The organism is Achromobacter sp. (assembly GCF_057314935.1).
In genome coordinates this window covers 1,806-25,431 of record NZ_DBHKZA010000043.1, presented here as the reverse complement: position 1 = coordinate 25,431, position 23,626 = coordinate 1,806, and the positions used below count along the sequence as shown (strand labels likewise).

Sequence of the window (23,626 nt, the reverse complement as noted above, 5' to 3'; positions counted from 1 at the left end):
CGCCAATTGGGCCTGGACCCGCACGCGGTGGTGAAGACGCTGGTGATGGAAGACGAATCCGCCAAGCCGCTGATCGTGGTCATGCATGGCGACCGCGAAGTCTCCACCAAGAACCTGGCGCGCCAGGCCGGCCTGAAAAAGGTCGAACCCTGCAAGCCCGAAGTCGCGCAGCGGCATTCCGGCTACCAGGTGGGCGGCACGTCGCCGTTCGGCACGCGCAAGAAGATGCCGGTGTGGGTCGAAGCCGAGGTGCTGGAATACCCCGTCGTCTATATCAACGGCGGACGGCGCGGCTACCTGATCGGCATCGATCCCAAGGTCCTGGTGACGCTGCTGGGCGCCAAGGGCGTGTCCGTCGCATTGGAATAGCGGCCGACCGCCGGCGCGGTATTCCCATACCACCCGCCTGATTTCCGCCAGGGGCACAATGGGGGCAGAACATCAAGAACCGGAGCCCGGCCAGTCGGGTGCGCAACCGGCTCCCCCACCCCTAGGAGACAATCATGAGCAAGAGACTGTTGATGCTGGTCGGCGACTACGCCGAAGACTACGAAACCATGGTGCCGTTCCAGACGCTGTTGGCGGTGGGGCACACGGTGCATGCAGTCTGCCCGGACAAGAAAGCCGGCGACACCATCGCCACCGCGATCCACGATTTTGAGGGCGCACAGACCTACAGCGAAAAGCGCGGTCACAATTTTGCGCTGAATTTCGATTTCGACCGCGTCGAGCCGTCGTCTTACGACGGCCTGGTGATCCCCGGCGGACGCGCGCCGGAGTACCTGCGCCTGAATGAAAAGGTGCTGGATATCGTGCGCGGCTTCGACCAGGCCGGCAAGCCGATCGCGGCGGTGTGCCACGGCGCGCAGCTGCTGGCCGCGGCCGGCATCCTGAAAGGCCGCACCTGCTCGGCATATCCCGCTTGCGCGCCCGAAGTCCGGCTGGCCGGCGGCACCTATGCCGAGATCGGCATCGACCAGGCCTATACCGACGGCAATCTGGTGACGGCGCCGGCATGGCCCGCGCATCCTGCGTGGCTGTCGCAGTTCCTGGCCGTGCTGGGCACGAAGATCACGCCCTGACGGCAGCCCTTCAGGCCGCATGAATGCGCAAGGCGCCTGGGGCGGATGCCGCCCCAGGCGCCTTGTCATGGGTGGCTGACGATCAGGTCAGGCGAAATCCAGCACGATGCGGCCTTCGATCTGGCCCTGCTTCATGCGGTCGAACACGCTGTTGATGTTCTCCAGGCTTTCCGTGGCGACGGTGGCGTGCACCTTGCCTTCTTCGGCGAACTGCAGGGACTCCTGCAAGTCCAGGCGCGAGCCCACGATGGAGCCGCGCACGGTGACGCCGTTGAGCACCATGTCGAAGATCGACAGCGGGAAATCGCCCGGCGGCAGGCCGTTGAGCGCCACGGTGCCGCCGCGGCGCACCATGCCCAGCGCCTGCTCGAAAGCCTTGGGCGACACGGCCGTGATCAAGGCGCCATGCGCGCCGCCGATTTCACGCTTCAGGTAGGCGGCGGGATCAGTGGTCTTGGCGTTGACCGTCACTTCCGCGCCCAGGCGGCGCGCGAAGTCCAGCTTGGCGTCGTCGATGTCCACCGCGGCGACATTCAGGCCCATCGCCTTGGCGTATTGCACCGCCATGTGGCCCAGCCCGCCGATGCCCGAAATCACGACCCAGTTGCCCGGGCGCGTATCGGTCATCTTCAGGCCCTTGTAGACGGTGACGCCCGCGCACAGCACGGGGGCGATGTCGACGAATCCCACGTTCTTGGGCAACAGCCCCACGTAATCGGCCGCGGCCAGCGCGTACTCGGCGAAGCCGCCGTTCACGGAGTAGCCGGCATTCTGCTGCTGTTCGCACAGGGTTTCCCAGCCGCCCAGACAGTGTTCACAATGGCCGCAGGCAGAGTACAGCCACGGTATGCCTACGCGGTCGCCTTCCTTCACATGGGTGACGCCTGCGCCCACGGCCACGACGAAGCCGACGCCTTCATGGCCCGGGATGAACGGGGGATTGGGTTTGACGGGCCAGTCGCCTTCGACGGCGTGCAGATCGGTGTGGCAGACACCGCACGCTTCGATCTTCACCAGCAGTTCGCCCGGCCCGGGCCGGGGTACCTCGACTTCTTCGATTGCCAGGGGCTTGCCGAATGCGCGTGCAACTGCGGCCTTCATGGTCTTGTTCATCACTACCTCCGAAGTCTGATCAGTGTCACTATGCTCGAACGCCCGCGCGTTCCAGACCATGATTTATATCAACCCGGGCGGCATGCGCCATCGGCGGGAAACGTGTGGTTGCAGAATGGCGGGCGCTCAGCCGGGTGGCGTAGGGCGCCGCCAGGGCGTCCGGCGCCTTGCCGGCGGTGCGCCAAACGTCGTACAGTGGTCCTGGCGTGCCGCCTTGTCGGGCGCCTTGCCCTCTGGCACCGGAGCTCCCATGTGTGAAATCTTCATCCGCGCGAGCGAGCAGTCCTACGCGCCCGAAACCCGTTCGCTGCGCTTGCACGGCGTGGCGACCAGCTTGCGGCTGGAGCAGTTGTTCTGGCAGGTGCTGGAAGAGATCGCCGGGCGCGACAACATGCGCGTCACGCAACTGATCGAACGCCTGTACGACGAGCTGATCGAATATCGCGGCGAGGCCGCCAACTTCACCTCGTTCCTGAGGGTGTGCTGCCTGCGCTATCAGCTGCTGCAGGCTGAAGGCCGGATTCCGCTGGATGCGGCGGTGCCGATCCGGTCCTTGAATCCGCAAGCGGTGCTGGAAGGCCTGCCGGCGTCGCTGTACGACGCGAAGCCGTTACGCCCGAAGCGGCCGGTCGCGGCATAGCGCCAGGCCGCGACACCAAGAAAAAGGCCCGATCGGATCGGGCCTTTTTTCATTGCAGAGGCTAAAGCGTTCAACCGCCCGGCTGGATCGACGCCAGTGCCACTTCGCTTTGCACGATGCGGCGGATGCGCACGGCGTCACCGATGCGAGACAGCTTGCCTTGCGAATCCAGCAGCACGATGGCCAGGTCGCGGCCATTGATGCGGGCCAGCATCACCAGGCATTCGCCCGCTTCGTTGATGTAGCCTGTCTTGGACACCTTGATGTCCCAGTCGGGCTTGCGCACCAGCAGATTGGTGTTGCGGAAGGTCTGGGTGCGGTTGTTGATCTCAACGTCGTACTCGGTATCGGTCGAGTAGCGGTGGATCAGCGGGCGCTGCGAGGCCGCGCGCAGCAGGCGGGCCAGATCATGCGGCGAAGACACGTTGTTGCTGGACAGGCCGGTCGGCTCGATGAAGTGCGTGCTGCTCATGCCCAGCGACAGCGCCTTGGCGTTCATGGCGGCCACGAAGGCGGGCAAACCGCCCGGATAGTGGCGGCCCAGCGCGTTGGCGGCGCGGTTCTCGGAAGACATCAGCGCCAGGTGCAGCATGTCGCCGCGCGACAGCTTGGTGCCGACGCGCAGGCGCGACGTCGTGTGCTTGAGACCGTCGACATCCTCGTCGGTGATCTCCAGCATTTCATCCATCGGCAAGTTGGCGTCCACGACGACGACCGCGGTCATCAGCTTGGAGATGGAGGCGATCGGGCGCACGACGTTTTCGTTCTTGGCAAACAGGACGGTCGACGTCTCCAGGTCTTGCACGTAGGCGGTGCTGGAACGCAGCGCGGCGGCTTCGGCGCGCACGGATACGGCGGGCGGCGGCATGGCGGCGGACACCGCCGCTGCGGTGCGCTGCCCGCGCCCGGCCTTGTTCGGCGTGCCGTTCTTGCCGGCCGCAGCCCCCTTCTTGGGCGGCGTGCCTTTGGCGGCCACCTGCTTGCCGCCCTTGGGCGGCGCCTTCTTGGCGGTGGACGAGGATTGGGGCGAGCCCTTCTTGGCTGCCGGCGCGGCTTTCTTGGCCGCCGGGGCGGCCTGCTTGCCGGCCGCGCTCTTGCCCGAGCCGGACTTCGCGGCGGGCGCCTTCTTGGCTTGTTGCGCCTTGCAAGCCGCCGACTTGGCGTTCGTCTTGCAGGGGTCAGAATTCTTCGCGGCCAGTGCGGCCGGGGGGACGAGGAGCGCGCACATCGCCAGCGCCGCCGGCGCTACCGCGTTCGCAATTGCACGTTTCCAGGAAAATGCCATGGTTTGAGCAGGCTTGTCAGTCTGTGTGGAAATATTTCTTAAGCCGGCGTTTCGTCGGTTCAAAAAAATCCAGAGGAATTAGGGGCTTACGCGTCGAATTTAAACAGTACATCAAGTTGCGCGCAAGACGATTCGCTATCATCGCCGAAAAAAATAATGGTGACGTATTGACGTAGATTCAATTCGTCACAAGACGCGACATGAGAAGCTAACTGCGCGGCGCGCGTGAGCGTAGCCCGGATTAACCCTCATCTGGCTGAACGTGCGGCATTTCTGGGAAGGTGCGGCGTCGGAATCGAAGCCGGAGGGTGGCCTCGCCGGGTGGAATCGAACCACCAATTGACCCTTAGGAGGGGCCGGTTATATCCATTTAACTACGGCGAGACGGTCAAAACTTGGGTGTCGAAGCGGTCGCGTGGAGGCGAATTTCTTCTCTAGTGCCTTGATATTGCAGGAAAACACCCGGGCGGAGTGTAGCACTAATCAAGGTAAATCCAGGCCGCTGACAGGGCGCAAGTCTAGCAGAGGAGGCGGGGCTTGCGTCCAAAGCGAAAAATCGCTGCGGTCGGGCGGCGCTTGCGGGCAGCCGATGACGTCGAACGGCTTCTGAAAAAATAGTGGATTTAATCAACTATATGCCGTAAAGTTGATTTCAAGACCTAGAACATTCAGGAGCAGGCATGACCCCGATTTTTCACACGATCTTGCTGGACGTGCAGGACCGTGTCGCCACGGTGACGCTGAACCGGCCCGATGCCCGAAACGCGCTGAACTCGCTGATGTGCGCCGAATTGGTGCAGGCCATGGGCGTGCTGGCCGCGCACGCCGATGTCAATGTGGTGCTGATCCAGGCGGCCGGGGCGGCGTTCTGCGCCGGCGCCGATTTGAAAGAGCGCAAGACCATGAGCACCTCGGAGATGACCGCCCGGCGCGTGCAGGGGTTTGCCGCGTATGGCGCGATCGAGCGCATGCCGCAGCCCGTGATTGCCGTCGTGCAGGGACCGGCATTCGGGTCGGGCTGCGAGATCGCGGCCGCGTGTGATTTCGTGCTGGCCTCGTCTGACGCGATTTTCTGCTATCCCGAAGTGGGGTGGGGCACCGTGGGCGCCACGCAGCGGCTGCCGCGCATCGCAGGGGCGCGCAAGGCCAAGGAACTGCTGTTCACCGGCCGCCGTTTCGATGCGGCGGAAGCCAGCGAGATCGGCTTGGTGAACCAGGTGCATGCGCCAGACGCCTTGCCGCGTGAAGCGCTTGAGATGGCCAAGAAGATCGCCGGCGCCTCGCCCTTGACGGTCAGGCTGACCAAACGCAGCATCGATCAAGGCCTGGCCACCACGCGTGAAGGCGCGATGGCGATCGAACTGCTGGCGATCGAAGAGAATCTGCGCGGCACGGACTGGCGTCAGGCGATCGCCGGGTTTGGCGCATCGGACAAAGGGGACCGCGCATGATCGCCGCTCCGATCACGTTGTCGCAGGCCTTGGACAGGGTGGCGCTTGAACGCCCGCAGGCGCAGGCGTTTGTCGCGCCGGGTGAACGGCACGATTGGCGCACGATGCGCGAGCAGGCGCAGCACATTGCGCGGGCCCTGCACGCCGCGGGCGTGCGGCATGGCGACCATGTCGGCGTGCTGCTGGGCAATAGCGGCGTGTGGGTGCAGATCTTCTATGCCTGCGCGATGCTGGGCGCCGTCACGGTGCCTGTCAATACGCGCTTCAAGACCGAGGAGCTCGAGTTCTGCCTGAAGCAGGCGGACGTCAAGCTGCTGCTTACCGCGGACACCTTCCTGGGCATCGATTTCCTGGCGCTTCTGACCCAGGTGGAACCCGCGCTGGACAGCGCCAATGGCTTGCCCGGCGAGCGCCTGCCTTGCCTGCGCCAGGTCGTGGTGTTGGGAGAGCGGTGTCCGCCGGGCGCGCGAAGCTGGCATGACTTCCTGGCTGCGGGCAATGCGGTGGACGATGCCCAGCTGCAGGCTTGCGTGCAGGCGGTGGCGCCTGACGATGTGCTGCTGATCCAGTACACCTCTGGAACGACCTCGTTTCCCAAGGGCGTGATGTTGACGCACGCCAACATGCTGACCAACGCGTGGGCGGCCGCGCAGCGCATCGGCGTCAACGCCGACGACCGCTATTTCAGCATCCGGCCGTACTTTCACGTGGCCGGCACCACCTTGTCGATCCTGGTCAGCCTGGTGACGGGATGCTGCTTGCTGACGCTGCCCAAGTTCGAGGTGGCGGATGCGCTGCAGATGCTGGATGCCGAGCGCTGCACGCTGACGTCGGGCAACGATACGATCTTCCTGATGCTGATGGGCCATCCTGATTTCGACCGCTCGCGCATTCATTTGCGCGGCGGCTGGGCGGCCGCGGGGCCGCAGGTGATGCAGAAGATCCGCGACGTCATGGGCGTGCCGGGCATGTGCAACGCCTATGGCCAATCCGAGGCGTCTCCCAACATCACGCTGTCGTCCCACGACGATCCGTTTGCGCTGCGCGCCGCGGGCTGGGCGCTGCCGCATCCCGGCATGGAAGTACGGGTAGTGGACCCGGGCACCGGTGCCCCGGTGGCCGTGGGCGAGGCGGGCGAAATCCAGGCGCGTGGCTGGAGCGTCATGAAGGGCTACTACAACATGCCGGAGGCGACCGCGCGCGCGCTGGGCGAAGACGGGTGGCTGAGCACGGGCGACCTGGGCGAAATGGATGCGGCGGGGCGCCTGCGCATGGTGGGCAGGTTGAAAGACATGTTCCGCGTCGGCGGTGAAAACGTCGCGCCAGCTGAAGTGGAAGAAGTACTGCATGCGCATCCCGCCGTACGCATGGCGCAAGTGGTCGGCGTGCCCGATGCGCGGTTGGGCGAAGTGCCCGCGGCCTTCGTGCTGCTGAAAGACGGGCAGGATTGCACCGCCGATGAATTGACCGCCTGGTGCAAGCAACGCTGCGCCAACTACAAGGTGCCGCGCCATGTGGCGGTGGTCGACAGCTTTGAGCACATCGGCATGACGGGCAGTTCCAAAGTGCAGAAGAACAAGCTGCGCGCGCATGCGATCGCGTTGTTCGGCCTGGAGCAAACGGCATGAGCGCGCGCGATGTGGTGCTGTGCGAATGCTTCGCCCGTGATGGCCTGCAGCACGAGCCCGAATTCGTCGGCACGGCGGTCAAGTCGGACCTGATCGACCGTTTTGCGCGCATGGGATTCGAGCGGGTGGAAGCAACGTCCTATTCCAATCCAAAAGTGGTGCCGCAGTTTGCCGACGCCAGCGAGTTGCTGGCCATGCTGCCGCGCCGCGCGGGCGTCTGGTACAAGGCGACCTGCGCCAATGCCCGCGCCGTGCAGCGCGCGCTGGCGGATCAGGATGCGGGCATCGGCGCCAACGAGATCAGCCTGCTGGTGTCGGCCAGCGCGTCGCACTCGCTGCGCAACCTGAAGCGCGAGCGCGCCGCGCAATGGGAAAACATCGCCGAAATGGCGGGACTGGCCGGCGGCCGCTTGCGGATGATCGGCACGATATCCGTCGCCTTCGGATGCCCGTTCGAAGGCGCCGTGGACCCGGACTCCGTGCTGGAAGACGTAGGGCGGTTCGCGCGTTTGGGCGTGGGCATCGTCACGCTGGGCGACACCACCGGCATGGCGACGCCGGCCGCCGTGCGCGACCTGTATCGCCGCATGGCGAGCGCTTTTCCCCAGTTGACGCCGGTTGCGCATTTCCACGATACGCGGGGAACGGGGCTCGTGAATTACGTGTCCGCGCTGGAGGCCGGCGTGCGGCATTTCGATTGCGCGTTCGGCGGTGTCGGCGGGCATCCGGCCAAGGTCCGGTATGGCGGCGGCCACACGGGCAACGTGGCAACGGAAGACCTGGTCAGCCTGTTTGAATCCATGGGTGTGCGCACGGGCCTGGACCTGGATGCGCTGGACGAGGCTTCGCAGTTCTGCCAGCAAACGCTGGGCCGGCCGCTGCATAGCCGGGTGGCGTCAAGCGGCATGAACCCGCTGATTCCGGGCGCGCGCCACGCGCCGGGCGCACCATGACAGGGGCCAGCCGCATTTGTATATCATGCGGCCAGGAGGGCGCCTGGCGCGCCCATACGCTTTTTCCTCATCTTTGCAGAGCCCAGCCATGGCATCCCTGAACGCACACAAGTCCGCTTCCTCCGCGCGCGACCAGCCGACCGCCTTGAAGGAGCTGTTCTCGTACCGGCTGAATCGCCTGGCCTATGTGTCCAGCCGCATTGCGGCCGGTTTGAACGAAAGCCGTTACGGCGTCGGGCCTAGGGAGTGGCGGATCATCGCCTTGCTGGGCGCGGCGCCCGACATGTCGCTCAATGCCGTGGCGCGCGAGGCCAACATCGACAAGAGCCAGGCCAGCCGCACGGTGTCCGAACTGATTGAACGCGGGCTGATTTGCCGCAGCGCGGACAGCCAGGACGGTCGCGGCGTCAGCCTGGACCTGACGCGGACCGGGCGCGCGTTGTATGAAGAAATGTTCCCCGCCGCCGTGCAGCGCAATGAGGCCATGCTTTCCGTCCTGTCGCCTGCGGAGCGCGACGAGATGGAACGGATGCTGGACAAGCTGACGGCCCATGCGCTGGAAATGCTGAACGAATTCAAGGCCGAGGTGCCGGCCCGGCGAGGCCGTGGGGTGCAGCCGCGGTGAATGCGTGGCGCCTGCCGGGGCGCCTTTTTTTACCCATATTGTTGATTAAATCAATCAAATGCCTGATCACTATTCAAGAGGATTTGCGCCATGCCCGAACTGATCGTCGAGAACCGGGACGCCGTGCGTCTGCTGCGCCTGAACCGCCCGGAAAAGCACAATGCGCTGAATACGGCTTTAACCACGGCGCTGCTGGACGCCCTGTCGCAAGCGGAGCGGGACTCGACGGTGCGTGCCGTCGTGCTGACCGGCAACGGCAAGTCGTTCTGCGCCGGCGCGGACACCACGGAGTTCTCGGGCCTGACCATGGAGCAGCCCGAGGCGGTCCTGGCCCGCGCCGACCTGACGACCGACCTGCATCTGGTGTTCTCGCGGATGACCAAACCCGTGGTGGGCGCGGTGCACGGCAATGCGCTGGGCGGCGGCGCTGGCCTGGCGTTGGCATGCGACCTGACTGTCATGGCCGAGGACGTGCGCTTTGGCTATCCCGAATTGCGCCATGGCATCGTGGCTGCCGTCGTGATGGCGAATCTGGTGCGCCAGGTGGGGCGCAAGCACGCCTTTGAATTGGTGGCGATGGCGGAACCCATCGATGGCGCACGCGCGTTGCAGTTGGGTATCGCCAACCGTGTCGCGCCCGCCGCGGACGTGCTGGGCGCGGCCTTGGCGATGGCCGGGCGTCTGGCAGGCTGGGAGCCCGCTGCGATGGGGCTGACCAAGCGTGCCTTCCACCGTGCCGCGGACCTGGGCCTGGCCGAGGCGCTTGGCGTCGGGCGCGACGCCAATGTGATCATGCGCGGCTTTCGCCTGGGAGCCGCGCGATGAGGCCGCTGGACGGCGTGACCATCCTGGATCTGTCGCGTGTGCTGGCTTGTCCGTTCGCTTCCATGATCCTGGCGGAATTGGGCGCCACCGTGATCAAGGTCGAGCAACCCGGTGCCGGCGACGAAACCCGGGGGTTCGAACCGCAGGTGCAGGGGGAGGGGGGGACGGAGTCTGCTTATTACCTGGCTTTCAACCGCAGCAAGCAATCCATCACCGTGAACTTCCGCAAGCCCGCTGGCCAGGCGCTGATCCGCCGGCTGGCCGAGACCTGCGACGTGGTGGTGGAGAATTTTCCGGTGGGCACCCTGGCCAAGTACGGGCTGGACCGCGACACGATCGCGCCGGGCAACCCGGGGCTGGTCTATTTTTCGTGCACGGGCTTCGGCATGACCGGCCCGTATGCGCCCCGCAAGGGCTACGACACGGTGTTCCAGGCGATGGGCGGCATCATGAGCCTGACGGGCGAACGGGGCGGCGGTCCGGTCAAACCGGGCCTTCCGGTGGCGGATCTGACCTCGGGCCTGTGGGCGGCCATCGGCATCCTGTCCGCGTTGGTCGGCCGGGCCCGCTCGGGACAAGGCTGCCATATCGATTTCTCGATGCTGGACGGGCAGGTCGGCCTGTTGTCATTGGCGGCGGCGCGCTACTTCGCGCTGGGCGAAGTGCCAGAACGGCTGGGCACCGAGCATCCGGGGCGCGTGCCGTCGGCCGCGTTCGAGTGCGGCGATGGGCGCTGGGTGCAGATCACGGGCAGCGACCAGCATTGGAAGCCCTTGTGCGACGCGCTGGAACTGCCGCAATGGGCCGATGACCCGGCGTTGGCGCGCAATGCCGTGCGGGTGGCGCGGCGTGATGAAGTCATGGCCGGACTGGCCGCTGCCGCGCGGCGGCTGACGCGCGACGAACTATGCCGGCGCTGCGATGCCGTGGGCGTACCCGCTGGCCCGATCCTGGATGTAAAGGAAATCCTGCACAACGAACACGTGCTGGCGCGCGGCATGGTGTCCAGCTACGAGCATCCCGCTATCGGCCGCTTCGGCGCCGTGCCCGTCCCTTTCAAGTTCAAGGGCTATGAAGATCCGCGCCTGGACCGCCCCCCGCTGCTGGGCGAACACACCGACAGCGTGCTGAGCGCGACGCTGGGCCTGTCGGATGCGGAGATTCAGGCGTTGCGCGCGGAGGGCGCGATCTAGGCATTTCAACGTCACACCAAAAAAAACAACCCTGCAGGAGACAACCCATGAAGACCCTAAAGCGCCTGTTTACCAATCGGCGTCTGCTGTGCGGCCTGGCCGCCGGCGCGTTCTGCGCGACCGCGGCTGCCGCCGACCCTTATCCGTCCCAGCCCATCACGCTGGTCAATCCCTATGCCGCCGGCGGCCCCGCCGACGTGCTGGGCCGCGCATTGGCGCGCGAACTGGAGAAACAGCTGGGCAAGCCCGTGATTGTCGAGAACAAGGCGGGCGGCGGCGCAGCGATCGGCGCGAACTTCGTGGCGCGCGCCAAACCCGACGGCTACACCCTGCTGCTGGGCACGTCGGCCGCGCATGTGGTGACGCCGCTGATGCAGCGCACGCCTTACGACGGCATCAAGGATTTCGCCTTTGTGTCCATCGTGGCCAATCAGCCGAACATGCTTGTCGCGCGCCCCACGCTGAATGCCGCCACCGTCGCCGACCTGGTGACGATGGCGCGCAAAGAGCCCGGCAAGATCAATTACGCGTCCGCCGGGCCGGGCAGTTCCCCGCATCTGGGCGCGGAACTGTTCCGTGAACGGGCCGGCGTCGATATCGTGCACATTCCGTACAGCGGCGCCGCGCCGGCCATCAATGACCTGGTGGGCGGGCAGGTGGACATCGCCGTGCTCAACCTGGCCGCCAGCCTGCAGTTCATCCGCAGCGGGCGCTTGAAGGCGCTGGCCTACGCCAACGGCAAGCGTTCGCCGCTGTTGCCGGATGTGCCCACGTTGGCGGAGTCGGGGGTGACGGGGGCGGAGTCGGCGTCGTGGTACAGCCTGGCCGCGCCCAAAGGGACGCCGGCCGACGTGCTGCAACGCCTGAACCAGGCCATGGGCCGCGTGAATGCGGACGCCGAATACGGCAAGCTGATGCAGGCGCAGGGCGTGGACTTGTGGAACATGACGCCGGCCGAAGCGACGGCGTTCGTGGAGAAAGACCAGCTTGCGATGAGGAAGCTGGTGGAGTCCGCCGGGCTGATGAAGAAGTAGGCGCCAGGACGGCGCCCCTGCAAGCGAAGCCGCCTTCGGGCGGCTTTCCGGTTTTCAGCCCGCCAGTGCCGCGGCGCGGGCAAGCGCTTCCCGTGTTTCGTCCATCAACTGCTGCACCAGCAGGCCCGCGGGTTGCAGGCTGTCGATCAATCCGGCGCTTTGCCCAGCTTCGACCTTGCCGCCTTCCACGTCGCCGTCGTGCGCGGCCTGTTTCAGTGAGCTGACGGCGAACAGCGCATCCAGTGCGGCATCGTCGCTGCCGCGCTCGGACGCCAGATACTGGCGGGCGAACGTATTGCGCAACATCCGCACCGGCGACCTTCCGCGGCCCACCAGCGTCGTGTCGGCCACGCCGGCAGCCAGTACGGCCGCCTTGTAGTCGGCATGCACGCCGGCCTCGGGCGTCAGCAGGAAACGGGTGCCCAATTGCGCGCCGGCCGCGCCCAGGCACAGGGCCGCGGCAATGCCGGCGCCGTCGGCAATGCCGCCCGCTGCCACCACCGGCAGGGACACGCGACGCACGGTGGCGCGCAGCAAGACCTGCAGGCCGATTTCGTCGGGCCCTGGATGACCGCCGGCTTCCAGCCCCACGGCGATCACGGCGTCCACGCCTGCCGCCTGGGCTTTCTCGGCATGTAGCGGGCTGGCCACCACCTGCAGCCATTTGATGCCCGCCTCGCGTGCGCGGCCGATGTGCTTTTGCGGGCCGCCCTGGGACGCGATGATGACCGGCACGCCTTCGGCGATGGCGATGTCCATGTGTTCCTGGGCGCGCTTGTTGTAAAGCGGGATGTTGACGGCGAAGGGCGCGTCGGTGCCACGCCGCACCTCGCGCACGGCGGCAAGCAGGGCCTCGGGGTACATCGGGCCGGCGGCGATGACGCCCAGCCCGCCGGCACGGGACACCGCCAGCGCAAGGGCCGCGTTGGACGATGCCCAGCTCATGCCGCCCTGGATGATGGGATAACGCGTGCCCAGCAATCGGGTCAGCGGAGTTTGCAGAATCATGGCCTACCTGCCGTGGGGAAAAGCCCATTTTCGATCAGTTAGTTGATAATATCAACTATATTCGACCGCAATGGATCGGGACGCGTGGTGGGGGGGCCGGAAGCGGCCCGGCACCGGGTAACCGATCCCTGGGATCAAGCCCAGTCGGTCAAGCCCAAACGCTTGGCGATCAGCACCGCCTGTGTCCGATTGGAGACGCAGAGTTTGCGCATCACGGCGGTCATGTGCGTTTTGACCGTGGCTTCCGCCACGTTCAGCTCATGCGCGATCTGCTTGTTGAGCAGCCCCGCGCCCACCATCCGCAATACCCGGTATTGCTGCGGCGTCAGCTCGCACAGCCTTGCGGCAAGTTGCCTGTCTTCGGGGCAGGCGCGACCGGCCTTGCCGTCATCGAAGGGCAGCCAGGCGCCGCCGTTCAGCACGTGGCGCAAGGCCCTGCCGATGGTGTCGGCGTTGGCCGACTTCGGAATGAAACCCATCGCGCCATGATCGATCGCGCGGCGCATCAGCAGCGGATCGTCATGCGCCGACACGATGACGACGGGCAATTGCGGCCGCATGCGGAGCACGCGCGTCAAGACGTCGAAGCCCGTCGCGCCGGGCATGTTCAGGTCCAGCAACAGCAGATCGGCGTGCGGCTTGGCCTGGACCAGGGCGTAGAGCACGCCGATCTGTTCGGCGTCCCGGATGACGGCGTTCGGGAATAAGCGGCCGATGAGCCCCCGCAGGGCTTCGATGTACAGCGGGTGGTCATCGGCGATCAGGAACAAGGACATGGCCGATCATGCCATACGCCGTTCCTGTACCAGTGCTTGCACGACCGAGGGATCGGCCAGCGTGGTGATGTCGCCCAGGTCGTCAACGGTGTTCTCGGCAATCTTGCGCAGGATGCGGCGCATGATTTTTCCCGAGCGCGTCTTGGGCAGTGCGGGCGCCCATTGCAGGTGGTCGGGCGTCGCGATGGGGCCGATTTCGCGGCGCACGTGGGCCACCAGTTCCTGGCGCAAGGTATCGGACGTTTCCAGGCCCGCTTTCAGCGTGACGTACACGTAAATGCCTTGGCCCTTGATGTCGTGGGAAAAGCCCACCGCCGCCGCTTCGGCCACCTTGGGGTGCGATACCAGCGCGCTTTCCAGTTCGGCGGTGCCGATGCGATGCCCGCTGACGTTCAGTACGTCGTCCACGCGACCGGTGACCCAGTAGTCGCCGTCGGCATCGCGGCGGCAACTGTCGCCCGTGAAGTACATGCCGGGATAGTCCTTGAAGCAACTCTCTATGTAGCGCCGGTCGTCGCCGTAGACGGTGCGCGCCTGGCCGGGCCACGAATCGCGGATGAACAGGTTCCCTTCGCCGGGGCCTTCTATCCGTTCGCCCGTCCGCACATCGACCAGCTCCGGCCGGATGCCAAAAAAGGGCATGCTGGCCGAGCCCGGTTTGCAGGCCTTGGCGCCGGGCAACGGCGCAATCAGGATGCCGCCTGTTTCCGTCTGCCACCAGGTGTCCACGATCGGGCAGCGACCCCCGCCCACGACGTCGTGATACCAGCGCCAGGCCTCGGGGTTGATGGGTTCGCCCACCGTGCCCAGCAGGCGCAGCGACTTCCGGGAGGTGCGCAGGACGGGCTCGGGGCCCTCGCGCATCAGGGCGCGGATGGCCGTGGGCGCGGTGTAGAAGATGCTGACCTCGTGCTTGTCGACGACGTGCCAGAAGCGGGAGGCGTCCGGGTAGCTGGGCACGCCTTCAAAGACGACCGTCGTGGCGCCATTGGCCAGCGGGCCGTACACGATGTAGCTGTGGCCCGTGATCCAGCCCACGTCCGCCGTGCACCAGAAAACATCGCTGTCCCGGATGTCGAAGATGGCGGCATGCGTATAGGCGGCATAGACGAGGTAACCACCGGTCGTGTGCAGCATGCCCTTGGGCTTGCCGGTGCTGCCGGAGGTATGGAGGATGAAAAGCGGGTCTTCGGCGTTCATGCGCTCCGGGACGCATTCTTCGGTTTCCCGGTCCATCAGTCGGTCCAGCCAATAGTCGCGTTCGGCGGTCATTTCGATGGGCGCGCCAGTATTCCTGACCACCAGCACATTGCGCACGCCCTCCATGCCCGGCATCTTCATCGCGGCGTCCACATTGGCCTTCAGCGCAATGCTGCGGCCCGCCCGCCGTCCTTCGTCGGCGGTGATGATGGCGCGAGCGCCGCAGTCGCGCACGCGGTCGGCGATCGAGGCCGGCGCGAATCCGCCGAACACCACGTTGTGCACGGCGCCGATGCGCGCGCAGGCCAGCATGGCGGCCACGGTGTCCACGATCATCGGCATGTAGATCGTGACGCGGTCGCCGCGGCCGATGCCGATACGTCGCAGCGCATTGCCCATCTTGCAGACCATGGCGTGCAATTCGCGGTAGCTGATGCGGCGCGAAGGCGTGCCGGGGTCGTCCGGCTCCCAGATCAGCGCGGCCTTTTCGCCGTGGGTCTCAAGGTGGCGGTCCAGGCAGTTGACGCTGACGTTCAGCTCCCCGTCGGCATACCAGCGGATATGGAAGTCTTCGGCGGCGAAGCTGACGTCCCGGATTTGCGTCGGGGGGCGAAGCCACTGCAGGCGCTGCGCGGCGCGCGCCCAGAAGGCGTCGGGATCGCGGTGCGATGCCGCATACAGGTTTTCATAGTCTTCCTGCGTAATCGTCTGCGGGCCGGCAAAGCCCTCGGGCACGGGGTAGGTGTCGCGGATGGGTTCCATGGATGGCTCCTCTGAACGGTTAATGGCTGACGGCGGTGGTGGCGCCGATACCGGTCTGGCTGCGGACGGTCAGGGCGTCGAAAGCGGCGGCTTCCTGCCGGGCCCGGGGGCTGCGGTCCAATTTCGAGAACAGCCAGATTGAGAAGAACGCGAGCGGGATGGACAGGATGCCCGGGTTGGGGAAGGGCGTGACGGGGGAAGCAAAGCCGAAGACGTCCACCCAGACGGTCTGGCTGAGCACCACCCAGACCGTCGCGCTGGCCAGGCCCAGAAAGCCACCGATGGTCGCCCCGCGCGTGGTGCATCCGCGCCAGGAGATCGACAGCACCAGCACGGGGAAGTTGGCGCTGGCGGCGATGGCGAAGGCCAGCCCTACCATGAACGCCACGTTCTGGTTCTCGAACACGATGCCCAGCAGGATGGCCATGACGCCCAGCGCGATGGTGGACAGGCGCGAAATGCGCATCTGCTGGTGTTCCGTGGCGCGGCCGCGCGCGATGACGTTGGCGTACAGGTCATGCGAAATGGCTGCGGCGCCCGCTAGCGCCAGACCGGCCACCACCGCCACGATGGTGGCGAAGGTGACGGCCGCCAGGAAACCCAGCAGCAGATTGCCGCCCACGGCGTTGGCCAAGTGGACCGCGACCATATTGGTGCCGCCGATCAGGCTTTTCATCATGTCGAACCCGCCGTCCGGGCCCGTCGCGAAATACTCGGGGTGCCGAACCAGCAGCGCAACCGCGCCAAAGCCGATGATGAACGTGAGCAGATAGAAGTAGCCGATGAAAGCGCTGGCGTAGATCACGGACTTGCGGGCTTCCCTGGCGTTGGAGACTGTGAAGAAGCGCATCAGGATGTGGGGCAGGCCGGCGGTGCCGAAAGCCAGCGCGATGCCCAGCGACAAGGCGTTCAGCGGATTGCTGCTGACCTGCGCGCCCGGCGCCAGCAGTTCCAGGCCGGACGGGTGCACGCGGGTAGCCTCTGCCAGCAGCGCATCGGGGCTGTAATCAAAGGCCGCCAGCACCAGGATCGTCATCAGCGTGGCGCCGAACAGCATCAGGACCGCCTTGATGATCTGTACCCAGGTCGTGGCGGTCATGCCGCCGAAGGCGACGTAGATCATCATCAGCGACCCGACGATCAGCACCGCGATGTTGTAGTCCAGCCCGAACAGCAGCACGATCAGCTTGCCCGCGCCGACCATCTGCGCGATCAGGTACAGCGCGATGATCAGCAGCGACGCGCTGGCCGCCAGCACTCGCATGGGGGTTTGGGCCAACCGGAACGAGGTCACGTCCGCAAAGTTGTAGCGGCCCAGGTTGCGCAGCCGTTCAGCGATCAGGAACATGACCACCGGCCAGCCGAACAGGAAACCGATGGCGTAGATCATGCCGTCGAAACCGCTGACGTAGACCATGCCCGCGATGCCCAGGAACGAGGCGGCGGAAAGGTAATCGCCTGCGATGGCCAATCCGTTCTGGAAGCCTGTCAGTCCGCCGCCGGCCGTGTAGAAGTCCGACGTGGTGCGGGTGCGCTTGGCGGCCCAATAGGTGATACCCATTGTTCCCGCGATGAAGGTCAGGAACATGACGATGGCCGAGGTGCTGGCCTGCCCGGTCGCCGCGGCGCGGGCCGAGCCCGCCAGCGCGCAACCCAGCATGAAGACCAGCACGGCGCTTGCTGTCTTGCGCTTCATGATACGTCCTTGATGATGGCGGCCAGCAGCGGGTCGAAAACCGTGTTGGAGATGTGGACGTAGGCCGAAATCAGCACTACGGCGCTGCATGCGACGAGGACGCCGCTCAGGACGCCGATGCTCATCGTCATGCCTGGCAGCGGGCGGGCGAAGAACGCGGGATCGAATGCCAGCGTCAGGATGAAGCCCGCGTAGATGACGCCGGTGATGGCGAAGAACAGCAGGCTGGTGCGGTTGCGGCGACGCAGCAATTCCTGATATTTGGGATGCTGCATGGCAGCGGCAACCACGCCGTCGGGCGAAGTCATCGGAAGAGTCTCCTTGTTGTTTTGGGCGGACGAACCGCCGTTCAATATAGAGACGCAATCATTCGAGGGACACGCGACCTTAGTCGTAGGGGGAAGGCCCGAGTGACAGGCGGAGAAAGTGCGATGCGGCAGCATGGCTATTGCCGCTTCGCCCCGGGGGAGTTGTATATGATGTGCGGGTCGTCCCGAGGAGGGGACGCAGACCCATACAACAACCAGACACGGGTTTCATGTCTATCCAAACCGATAAGATTTCCACGCGCACCCTCATCCTGGGTACCCTTGTGGTGCTTCTTGCCATGGGCGTGCGCGCCACTTTTGGCCTGTTCATGCAGCCGATGGGCCTGGCGCACGGCTGGGGCCGCGACGTGTTTTCGATGGCCTTCGCCTTGCAGAACCTGGTGTGGGGCGTCGCCTGCATCTTCATGGGCATCCTGGCCGACCGCTACGGATCGGGGCGCACCATCGCGCTGGGCGCGGTGCTGTACATGCTGGGCATGATCGGCACGCGCTTTGCGACCGACGAAACCACGCTGTACCTGACCGCCGGCGTGCTGGTCGGGTTGGGCCAGGCGGGCACCACGTTCCCCGTAATCCTGCCGGTCGTGGCGCGTGCGGTGCCGCCCGCCTACCGCAGCACGGCGATGGGCATCGCCAGCGCCGGCGGTTCGCTGGGCCAGTTCGCCGTGGTGCCTACCGGGCAGGCGCTGATCACCGGCATGGACTGGCCGGGGGCGCTGTGGGTGCTGTCGCTGTTCGTGGCTTGCGCCGCGCCGCTGGCCTATTTCCTGCGCGGGCGTCCGCAAGCGCAATCGGGGCCGCAGCAGTCCCTGGCCGCGGCCGTGCGCCAGGCAGTACGGCATCCCTCGTTCCACTTCCTGTTCTGGAGCTATTTCGTCTGCGGGTTTCACACTGCCTTCATCACCCTGCACCTGCCCGCCTATGTGACCGACGGCGGCCTGACGCCGGGGCAGGGCGCGACCGCCGTGGCGCTGATCGGGCTGTTCAACGTGCTGGGCTCGTTCTATGCGGGCAAGCTGGGTGGCAAATACAGCAAGAAGCGCTTGCTGGCGGTCGTGTATTTCATGCGGGCCTTCGGCATTCTGCTGCTGTTGGCCATGCCCTTGTCGGCGTGGGTGCTGTATGCCTTTGCGGCCTGGATGGGCCTGTTCTGGTTAGGGACGGTACCGCTTACACAAGGGCTGATCGGGCAGATCTACGGCCTGCGTTATGCGGCCACGTTGTCGGGCATCGTCTTCCTGGGGCACCAGCTGGGCAGCTTCATCGGTGTCTGGCTCGGGGGGTACGCCTACGCCAAGACGGGCAATTACGATATGGTCTGGTGGTTGGGCGTGGCGCTGGCCGTGATCGCGGCGCTGCTGTGCCTGCCGGTGCGGGAGCAGCCGGTGACGCCCGCCGAACCCCGCCCCGCGTCGGCATGAGGCCGGCGCCCGAACCTTGCGATCCGGAGATCCGCCCATGACCTCGGCCCATCCTCCCGCCGTCCGCCGCCATCGGGGCTGGCGCGCCCTGGGCGTGCTGGCGCTGGCGGCCGTGCTGGGCCTGGCGTTCTGGGGCTACACCACGCCCGAGATGCAGATCCATTGGGAAAACCTGGCCGCGCTCTGCGGCTTTTAGCCGCCTTCATCCGCTCGGCTCGCGGTATCCTACGACGGAGTTTTTCTCCGTCGTTTTTTTGTCGCCCGCGCCTGCCGTTTCGGCAAGCGCTTTGTAGGTGCCCATGCAGGACGCATCGCTTTCCTTTTCCGATCTCTCGCTGCCGGACATCGGCGCCATGCCCGCCGCCGACACGCTGGTGCTGACCGTCAACAACCGGCTGTCGCGCCGCTTGACGCTGGAGCTGGCTGGTCTGCTGCGCCAGGAGCGCCAGGTCAGCGAATTGCCGCGCATCCTGCCGTTGTCGGCCTGGTTGGCCGAGTCCGCCAACGAGCTGGCCTTCGAAGCCGATGATGACGTGCCTGCTTACCGGCTGGACAGCTTTGCCACGCAGTTGGTATGGACCGAAGCCATTCGCGCGGAGGAAGCGGAGCGGGTGCTGCTGGACGCCAGCCAGGCCGCGCGCTTGTCCATGGATGCCGATCTGCTGATGGACGAGTGGGACCTGCACGTGCCGTCGGGCGCGGACACCGACGAATATCGCGGCTTTGCCCGGTGGCGCGCGCGCTACCGCCAAACGCTGGCAGGCATCGATGCCGAAGACGCGAACCAGGGGTATGCGCGCGTGCTGCGCGCTCTGGAAGACGGCCGGCTGGCGACCCCGGGCCAACTGGTGCTGGCGGGTTTTACCGATATGTCGCCGCGCTTTCGCCGGTTGCTCGGCGCGTTTGAAGCGCAGGGCACCGTGGTGGCGCAGTGGCGCGATGCGCAGCGGGTCGAAACCGTGGCGCGGCGGTTCGAGGCCGCGGATCAGGGCGCGGAATGGCGCGCCGCCGCCGCGTGGGCCGCCAGCCGCTTGAAGGCGAATCCGCTTGGGCGCTACGCCATCGTGTCGCCGCAACTGGAGGCCGAATCCCCGTTCGCGCGACGCGTGTTGAGTCAGGCCTTGGCCGGCCGTGATGGCGCGCCGGCTTTTGCGTTCAACGTGGCGGTGGGCCGGCCGCTTGATGAATGGCCGATGGCGCGCGCCGCGCTGGCGTGGCTGCGTGCGCTGGCCGAATGCGCTGCAGGCAAGGGCTGCGGCGTGGATGTGCTGGGCGCCGCCGTGCTGGCCGGCTATTGCGCCGGCGACGTGCGCGACCGCGCGCGACTGGCCGCGATTGACGCGCGCTGGCGCCGGCAGGCCGTGCAGCACGTGGGCCCGCAGGACTGGAAGAAGTTGCTGGCCGACATGCCCGCCCTGGCGCAAGCCTGGAACCAGGCGATGGAGATCTGGACGCAGGGCGGTCGCCAGGCGACCTGCGACATCTGGATGTTGCGCATGAAAGCCGCGCTGACGGCGTTGGGATTCCCCGGCGAAGCCGTGCTGGACAGCGTGGGGTATCAGGTCATGGGCGCGCTGGGCGACGCCTTGGGCAGCTTCTCCGCGCTGGCGCCGGCGGCCGGCCGGCTGGGCGGCGTGGCGGCGGTGAATCTGCTGCATAGCGTGGCGCGGTCCGCATCGTTCCAGCCCCAGCGCGATCCGCTGGCACGCCTGGATGTACTGGGTCTGCTGGAGGCCGAAGGCGGCTACTGGGATGGCGTCTGGATGCTGGGCTTGACCGATGACGTCCTGCCCGCATCGCCCAAGCCCAACCCGCTGTTGCCCTTGGCGGTGCTGCGCCAGGCCAAGGCGCCGCGGGCCACGCCCGAACGGGAACGCGAATGGGCTGAAGGCATGTATGCCGCGCTGTGCCGCTGCGCGCCCGCCATCATCGTCAGCCACGCCCACATGGATGGCGAGCGCGAATTGCGTCCCTCGCCGCTGATCGCCGCCGCAGCGTTGACGGACTGGGCGCCGGCCGCCGCCGATCTGGTGGCGGCGCTGCCGCAGGAATCGCTGGACGACAACCAGGGGCCGCCGCTGGCCCCCGGGAACCGCGGTGGCGGGGGGCTGGACGTCCTGGACACGCAGGCGCGCAACCCGCTATGGGCCTTCGTGCGCCACCGCTTGGGCGCTCGCGAACTGGCGCCCTATGCCGACATCGCCACCGTGAACGTGCGCGGCCAGTTCCTGCACAAGGCGCTGGAACTGGTGTGGGGCATGATGCCCGACCAGGAAGCCTTGCACGAGGTCCTGGCCACCGGCCGGCTGCCCGCCCTGCTGGAGCAGGCAGTGGCGCAGGCGGCCGACGTCGAGCTCAAGGATTACGCGCCCGCGCTCAAGGCGCTGGAATGCCAGCGCGCCCGGACCGTGCTGGCCTCGTGGCTGGACATGGAGGCGCAGCGCCTGCCGTTCGCCGTCGCCCAGGTTGAAAAAAACCACCAGTGGCAGCGCGGGGCGCTGAACCTGAAGCTGCGGCTGGATCGCATCGACAGCCTGGCCGATGGCCGCAACGTCATCGTCGACTACAAGACGGGCGTGGCCGCTGCCAAGCCCGAGCCCGACTGGTCAAGAAGCCGGCCGGTGAACGTGCAGTTGCCGTTCTATGCGTCGGTGCTGGCGGATGCCGCGGGCGGCGAGGTGGCTGGCCTGGTGCTGGCGCAGATCCATGCGCGGCAGGTGGCCGCCCAAGGCCTGGCCGACGAAGACCTGGGCATGCCGGGCGTCACGCTGGCCGAAGACAGCAAATTCTTCGATGGCCTGTCCTGGCCCGAGATCCGGCAGCGCTGGCGCGTGGCGATCGAAGCGCTGGCCGACGAGTATGTCGCCGGGGTGGCCACCAACGTGGCCTACCGGCGGGATGATTTGAAATACTGCGATGCATTGCCGTTCCTGCGTTTGCATCTGGACGACGAGGATGCATGAGCATGGCTGAACAAGAACGCTTGCCGCAGGACCACGCCGCGCGCACCGACGCGCTGGACCCGACCCGTTCGTTCCTGGTGCAGGCTCCGGCGGGCTCGGGCAAGACCGAACTGCTGACCGACCGTATCCTTGCCCTGTTGGCCACGGTGAACCGTCCGGAAGAGATCGTCGCCATTACCTTCACGCGCAAGGCCGCGTCCGAAATGCACGCCCGCGTGCTGAGCAAGCTGCGTCGCGGGCTGGACGGGCCGCCCGAGGCCATGCATGAACGCCGCAGCTGGGAATTGGCCCGTGCCGCCCTGGCGCGCAACGAAGCGCAGGGCTGGCATCTGCTGGATCACCCGGCGCGCCTGGCCATCCGCACCATCGATTCCTTCTGCGCGGGGCTGGTGCGCAGCATGCCATGGCTGTCGGAACTGGGCGGCATGCCCGAGATCACCGATGACGCCCGCGCGAACTACGAGGCCGCCGCGCGCGCCACGCTCGACCTGGCTGACGAGTATGACGCGGTGCGCGTGTTGTTGCAGCATCTGGACGTGGATGTGCAGGCGGCCAAGGACGCCATCGCCGACATGCTGGGCCAACGCGACCAATGGCTGCCGCTGCTGCGCCATGGTTCCGACCGCGCGGGCATGGAAGCCATGCTGGCCGAAGCCATCGGCGAAGACCTGGATGCGCTGAGCGAAGCGATGCCGTATGGCTGGGCCGAAGCGCTGTGCGGGCCCGCCCGTTTGGCCGCGACCCATCTGCAGGACGGCGAAGACGACAACAAGCTGCTGGCGCTGCTGGACTGGACGGAAGAACTGCCGCCGGATGCCGAGGTGCTGGACCAGTGGCGCGCGGTGGCGCATCTGTTGCTGACTGGCACGGGCAGCCTGCGCAAGACGGTCAACAAGAATTTGGGCTTTCCTGCCAAGTGCGCGCACAAGGAACCCTTTGTGGCGTGGTTGGAGGCGGCCGACGGGCAGGCCGCCTGGGTGCGCCGCCTGAACGCCGTGCGCGACATTCCGGAGCCGCGCTTCACCGACGCGCAGTGGGAAGTGCTGGGCGCCCAGTTGATGACGCTGGCGCTGGCCGTGGCCCAGTTGCGGCTGCGCTTCGCGGACACGGGCGAAGTGGACTTCATCGAGATCGCGCAGCGCGCGGCCTCGGCGCTGGGCAGCGCCGATGATCCGGGTGAATTGCTGTTGAAGCTGGATGCGTCGATCCGCCATCTGCTGATCGACGAATTCCAGGACACCAGCCAGACGCAGCTGGACCTGCTGCGCACGCTGACCTCCGGCTGGCAGGCGGGCGATGGCCGCAGCCTGTTCCTGGTGGGCGACCCCATGCAGTCCATCTACCGCTTCCGCAAGGCCGAAGTGGGCCTGTTCCTGGAGGTGGCGGATATCGGCGTGGGCGAGTTGCAGCCCGATTTCCTGAACCTGACCGACAACTTCCGGTCGCAGGCGGGCATCGTCGACTGGGTGAACCGGTCGTTCGTGTCGCTGCTGCCCAAGCGCAGCGACGCCGCCGCAGGCGCGATCGCCTACAGCCCGTCCACCGCTTTCCACGACGCGCTGCCGGACCCGGCGGTGCGCTTCCATCCCGCGTGGTCGCGCGCCGGCGCGGCGCCTGCCGAAGAGCAGGCTGAAGACATCGC

21 protein-coding genes and 1 tRNA gene are annotated in these 23,626 nt (G+C 66.5%); 14 read left to right on the top strand and 8 right to left on the bottom strand.

Annotated elements, in window-relative coordinates:
* Positions 1-369, top strand: a 369-nt coding sequence (locus tag ACO6D5_RS17075; protein ID WP_485826016.1) for a YbaK/EbsC family protein, incomplete at its 5' end; no start/stop codon positions are given.
* A gap of 134 nt (positions 370-503) precedes the next feature.
* Positions 504-1,082 (top strand): DJ-1/PfpI family protein, encoded by a 579-nt coding sequence (locus ACO6D5_RS17070; protein ID WP_006222832.1) that lies wholly within the window; start codon positions 504-506, stop codon positions 1,080-1,082.
* 87 nt (positions 1,083-1,169) lie between these two features.
* On the opposite strand, the gene adhP is transcribed toward ACO6D5_RS17070, so the two are convergent.
* Positions 1,170-2,195 carry an alcohol dehydrogenase AdhP gene (adhP, locus tag ACO6D5_RS17065; RefSeq protein ID WP_485826015.1) on the bottom strand — a complete coding sequence of 342 codons (1,026 nt, stop codon included), beginning with the start codon at positions 2,193-2,195 and terminating at the stop codon, positions 1,170-1,172.
* Positions 2,196-2,445: 250 nt separating this feature from the next.
* On the opposite strand from adhP, the gene ACO6D5_RS17060 reads away from it, so the two are divergent.
* On the top strand, positions 2,446-2,835 hold the full coding sequence (locus ACO6D5_RS17060) for a ribbon-helix-helix domain-containing protein (protein WP_315527592.1): 390 nt from the start codon (positions 2,446-2,448) through the stop codon (positions 2,833-2,835).
* Positions 2,836-2,905: 70 nt separating this feature from the next.
* Here ACO6D5_RS17060 and pbpG read toward each other — a convergent pair whose 3' ends face one another.
* Together pbpG and ACO6D5_RS17050 are read right to left on the bottom strand one after the other, a co-directional pair.
* Positions 2,906-4,120: a D-alanyl-D-alanine endopeptidase gene (gene pbpG, locus ACO6D5_RS17055; protein WP_315527591.1), complete on the bottom strand. Its 1,215-nt coding sequence runs from the start codon at positions 4,118-4,120 to the stop codon at positions 2,906-2,908.
* Between the two features lie 309 nt (positions 4,121-4,429).
* Positions 4,430-4,504, bottom strand: a tRNA-Arg gene (locus tag ACO6D5_RS17050).
* Positions 4,505-4,800: 296 nt separating this feature from the next.
* On the opposite strand from ACO6D5_RS17050, the gene ACO6D5_RS17045 reads away from it, so the two are divergent.
* The 7 genes from ACO6D5_RS17045 (at position 4,801) to ACO6D5_RS17015 (ending at position 11,829) form a co-directional block, all read left to right on the top strand.
* On the top strand, positions 4,801-5,571 hold the full coding sequence (locus ACO6D5_RS17045) for an enoyl-CoA hydratase/isomerase family protein (RefSeq protein WP_485826014.1): 771 nt from the start codon (positions 4,801-4,803) through the stop codon (positions 5,569-5,571).
* Positions 5,568-7,199, top strand: a complete 1,632-nt coding sequence (locus ACO6D5_RS17040) for an AMP-binding protein (RefSeq protein ID WP_485826013.1) — start codon at positions 5,568-5,570, stop codon at positions 7,197-7,199. The genes ACO6D5_RS17045 and ACO6D5_RS17040 overlap by 4 nt, the downstream gene beginning before the upstream one ends.
* The gene (locus ACO6D5_RS17035; RefSeq protein WP_485826012.1) at positions 7,196-8,152 is read left to right on the top strand and encodes a hydroxymethylglutaryl-CoA lyase; all 957 of its coding nucleotides are present in this window, start codon (positions 7,196-7,198) and stop codon (positions 8,150-8,152) included. Before ACO6D5_RS17040 ends, ACO6D5_RS17035 begins: the two co-directional genes overlap by 4 nt.
* A gap of 88 nt (positions 8,153-8,240) precedes the next feature.
* Positions 8,241-8,777 carry a MarR family winged helix-turn-helix transcriptional regulator gene (locus ACO6D5_RS17030; RefSeq protein ID WP_006222840.1) on the top strand — a complete coding sequence of 179 codons (537 nt, stop codon included), beginning with the start codon at positions 8,241-8,243 and terminating at the stop codon, positions 8,775-8,777.
* 90 nt (positions 8,778-8,867) lie between these two features.
* Positions 8,868-9,602: an enoyl-CoA hydratase/isomerase family protein gene (locus ACO6D5_RS17025; protein WP_485826011.1), complete on the top strand. Its 735-nt coding sequence runs from the start codon at positions 8,868-8,870 to the stop codon at positions 9,600-9,602.
* Complete coding sequence (locus ACO6D5_RS17020) at positions 9,599-10,795, top strand: CoA transferase (protein ID WP_315527585.1); 1,197 nt, start codon at positions 9,599-9,601, stop codon at positions 10,793-10,795. The genes ACO6D5_RS17025 and ACO6D5_RS17020 overlap by 4 nt, the downstream gene beginning before the upstream one ends.
* Before the next feature lie 47 nt (positions 10,796-10,842).
* The gene (locus ACO6D5_RS17015) at positions 10,843-11,829 is read left to right on the top strand and encodes a tripartite tricarboxylate transporter substrate binding protein (RefSeq protein WP_315527582.1); all 987 of its coding nucleotides are present in this window, start codon (positions 10,843-10,845) and stop codon (positions 11,827-11,829) included.
* A 54-nt stretch (positions 11,830-11,883) separates the two neighbouring features.
* Here ACO6D5_RS17015 and ACO6D5_RS17010 read toward each other — a convergent pair whose 3' ends face one another.
* The 5 genes from ACO6D5_RS17010 to ACO6D5_RS16990 all read right to left on the bottom strand — a co-directional run bounded on the left by ACO6D5_RS17010 (position 11,884) and on the right by ACO6D5_RS16990 (position 17,579).
* Positions 11,884-12,837, bottom strand: a complete 954-nt coding sequence (locus ACO6D5_RS17010) for an NAD(P)H-dependent flavin oxidoreductase (RefSeq protein ID WP_315527580.1) — start codon at positions 12,835-12,837, stop codon at positions 11,884-11,886.
* A gap of 134 nt (positions 12,838-12,971) precedes the next feature.
* Positions 12,972-13,613: a response regulator transcription factor gene (locus ACO6D5_RS17005; RefSeq protein WP_315527579.1), complete on the bottom strand. Its 642-nt coding sequence runs from the start codon at positions 13,611-13,613 to the stop codon at positions 12,972-12,974.
* A gap of 6 nt (positions 13,614-13,619) precedes the next feature.
* Positions 13,620-15,575, bottom strand: coding sequence for an acetate--CoA ligase (acs, locus tag ACO6D5_RS17000; protein WP_485826010.1), 1,956 nt, complete (start codon positions 15,573-15,575; stop codon positions 13,620-13,622).
* Between the two features lie 19 nt (positions 15,576-15,594).
* Entirely contained in the window at positions 15,595-17,271 is a 1,677-nt protein-coding gene (actP, locus tag ACO6D5_RS16995) for a cation/acetate symporter ActP (protein ID WP_485826009.1), read from the bottom strand.
* Positions 17,268-17,579, bottom strand: a complete 312-nt coding sequence (locus ACO6D5_RS16990; protein WP_485826008.1) for a DUF485 domain-containing protein — start codon at positions 17,577-17,579, stop codon at positions 17,268-17,270. Before ACO6D5_RS16990 ends, actP begins: the two co-directional genes overlap by 4 nt.
* A 230-nt stretch (positions 17,580-17,809) precedes the next feature.
* On the opposite strand from ACO6D5_RS16990, the gene ACO6D5_RS16985 reads away from it, so the two are divergent.
* From ACO6D5_RS16985 to ACO6D5_RS16970, 4 genes are all read left to right on the top strand, one after another.
* Positions 17,810-19,021, top strand: a complete 1,212-nt coding sequence (locus ACO6D5_RS16985; RefSeq protein ID WP_315527569.1) for an MFS transporter — start codon at positions 17,810-17,812, stop codon at positions 19,019-19,021.
* 37 nt (positions 19,022-19,058) lie between these two features.
* Entirely contained in the window at positions 19,059-19,217 is a 159-nt protein-coding gene (locus ACO6D5_RS16980; RefSeq protein ID WP_315527566.1) for a hypothetical protein, read from the top strand.
* Positions 19,218-19,320: 103 nt separating this feature from the next.
* The gene (locus ACO6D5_RS16975) at positions 19,321-21,984 is read left to right on the top strand and encodes a PD-(D/E)XK nuclease family protein (RefSeq protein WP_485826007.1); all 2,664 of its coding nucleotides are present in this window, start codon (positions 19,321-19,323) and stop codon (positions 21,982-21,984) included.
* Positions 21,985-21,986: 2 nt separating this feature from the next.
* On the top strand, positions 21,987-23,626 hold a 1,640-nt coding region (locus tag ACO6D5_RS16970), incomplete at its 3' end, for a UvrD-helicase domain-containing protein (protein ID WP_485826006.1).

Bases quoted from the DNA above. Each gene is read 5' to 3' on its own strand.
- ACO6D5_RS17010 (WP_315527580.1), bottom strand. From the start codon at position 12,837: ATGATTCTGCAAACTCCGCTGACCCGATTGCTGGGCACGCGTTATCCC.
- ACO6D5_RS17040 (WP_485826013.1), top strand. From the start codon at position 5,568: ATGATCGCCGCTCCGATCACGTTGTCGCAGGCCTTGGACAGGGTGGCG.
- ACO6D5_RS16985 (WP_315527569.1), top strand. From the start codon at position 17,810: ATGTCTATCCAAACCGATAAGATTTCCACGCGCACCCTCATCCTGGGT.
- adhP (WP_485826015.1), bottom strand. From the start codon at position 2,195: ATGAACAAGACCATGAAGGCCGCAGTTGCACGCGCATTCGGCAAGCCC.
- ACO6D5_RS17030 (WP_006222840.1), top strand. From the start codon at position 8,241: ATGGCATCCCTGAACGCACACAAGTCCGCTTCCTCCGCGCGCGACCAG.
- ACO6D5_RS17035 (WP_485826012.1), top strand. From the start codon at position 7,196: ATGAGCGCGCGCGATGTGGTGCTGTGCGAATGCTTCGCCCGTGATGGC.
- ACO6D5_RS17025 (WP_485826011.1), top strand. From the start codon at position 8,868: ATGCCCGAACTGATCGTCGAGAACCGGGACGCCGTGCGTCTGCTGCGC.
- ACO6D5_RS17045 (WP_485826014.1), top strand. From the start codon at position 4,801: ATGACCCCGATTTTTCACACGATCTTGCTGGACGTGCAGGACCGTGTC.
- ACO6D5_RS17015 (WP_315527582.1), top strand. From the start codon at position 10,843: ATGAAGACCCTAAAGCGCCTGTTTACCAATCGGCGTCTGCTGTGCGGC.
- ACO6D5_RS17070 (WP_006222832.1), top strand. From the start codon at position 504: ATGAGCAAGAGACTGTTGATGCTGGTCGGCGACTACGCCGAAGACTAC.
- ACO6D5_RS17005 (WP_315527579.1), bottom strand. From the start codon at position 13,613: ATGTCCTTGTTCCTGATCGCCGATGACCACCCGCTGTACATCGAAGCC.
- ACO6D5_RS17060 (WP_315527592.1), top strand. From the start codon at position 2,446: ATGTGTGAAATCTTCATCCGCGCGAGCGAGCAGTCCTACGCGCCCGAA.
- ACO6D5_RS16980 (WP_315527566.1), top strand. From the start codon at position 19,059: ATGACCTCGGCCCATCCTCCCGCCGTCCGCCGCCATCGGGGCTGGCGC.
- ACO6D5_RS17020 (WP_315527585.1), top strand. From the start codon at position 9,599: ATGAGGCCGCTGGACGGCGTGACCATCCTGGATCTGTCGCGTGTGCTG.
- acs (WP_485826010.1), bottom strand. From the start codon at position 15,575: ATGGAACCCATCCGCGACACCTACCCCGTGCCCGAGGGCTTTGCCGGC.
- actP (WP_485826009.1), bottom strand. From the start codon at position 17,271: ATGAAGCGCAAGACAGCAAGCGCCGTGCTGGTCTTCATGCTGGGTTGC.
- ACO6D5_RS16975 (WP_485826007.1), top strand. From the start codon at position 19,321: ATGCAGGACGCATCGCTTTCCTTTTCCGATCTCTCGCTGCCGGACATC.
- pbpG (WP_315527591.1), bottom strand. From the start codon at position 4,120: ATGGCATTTTCCTGGAAACGTGCAATTGCGAACGCGGTAGCGCCGGCG.
- ACO6D5_RS16990 (WP_485826008.1), bottom strand. From the start codon at position 17,579: ATGACTTCGCCCGACGGCGTGGTTGCCGCTGCCATGCAGCATCCCAAA.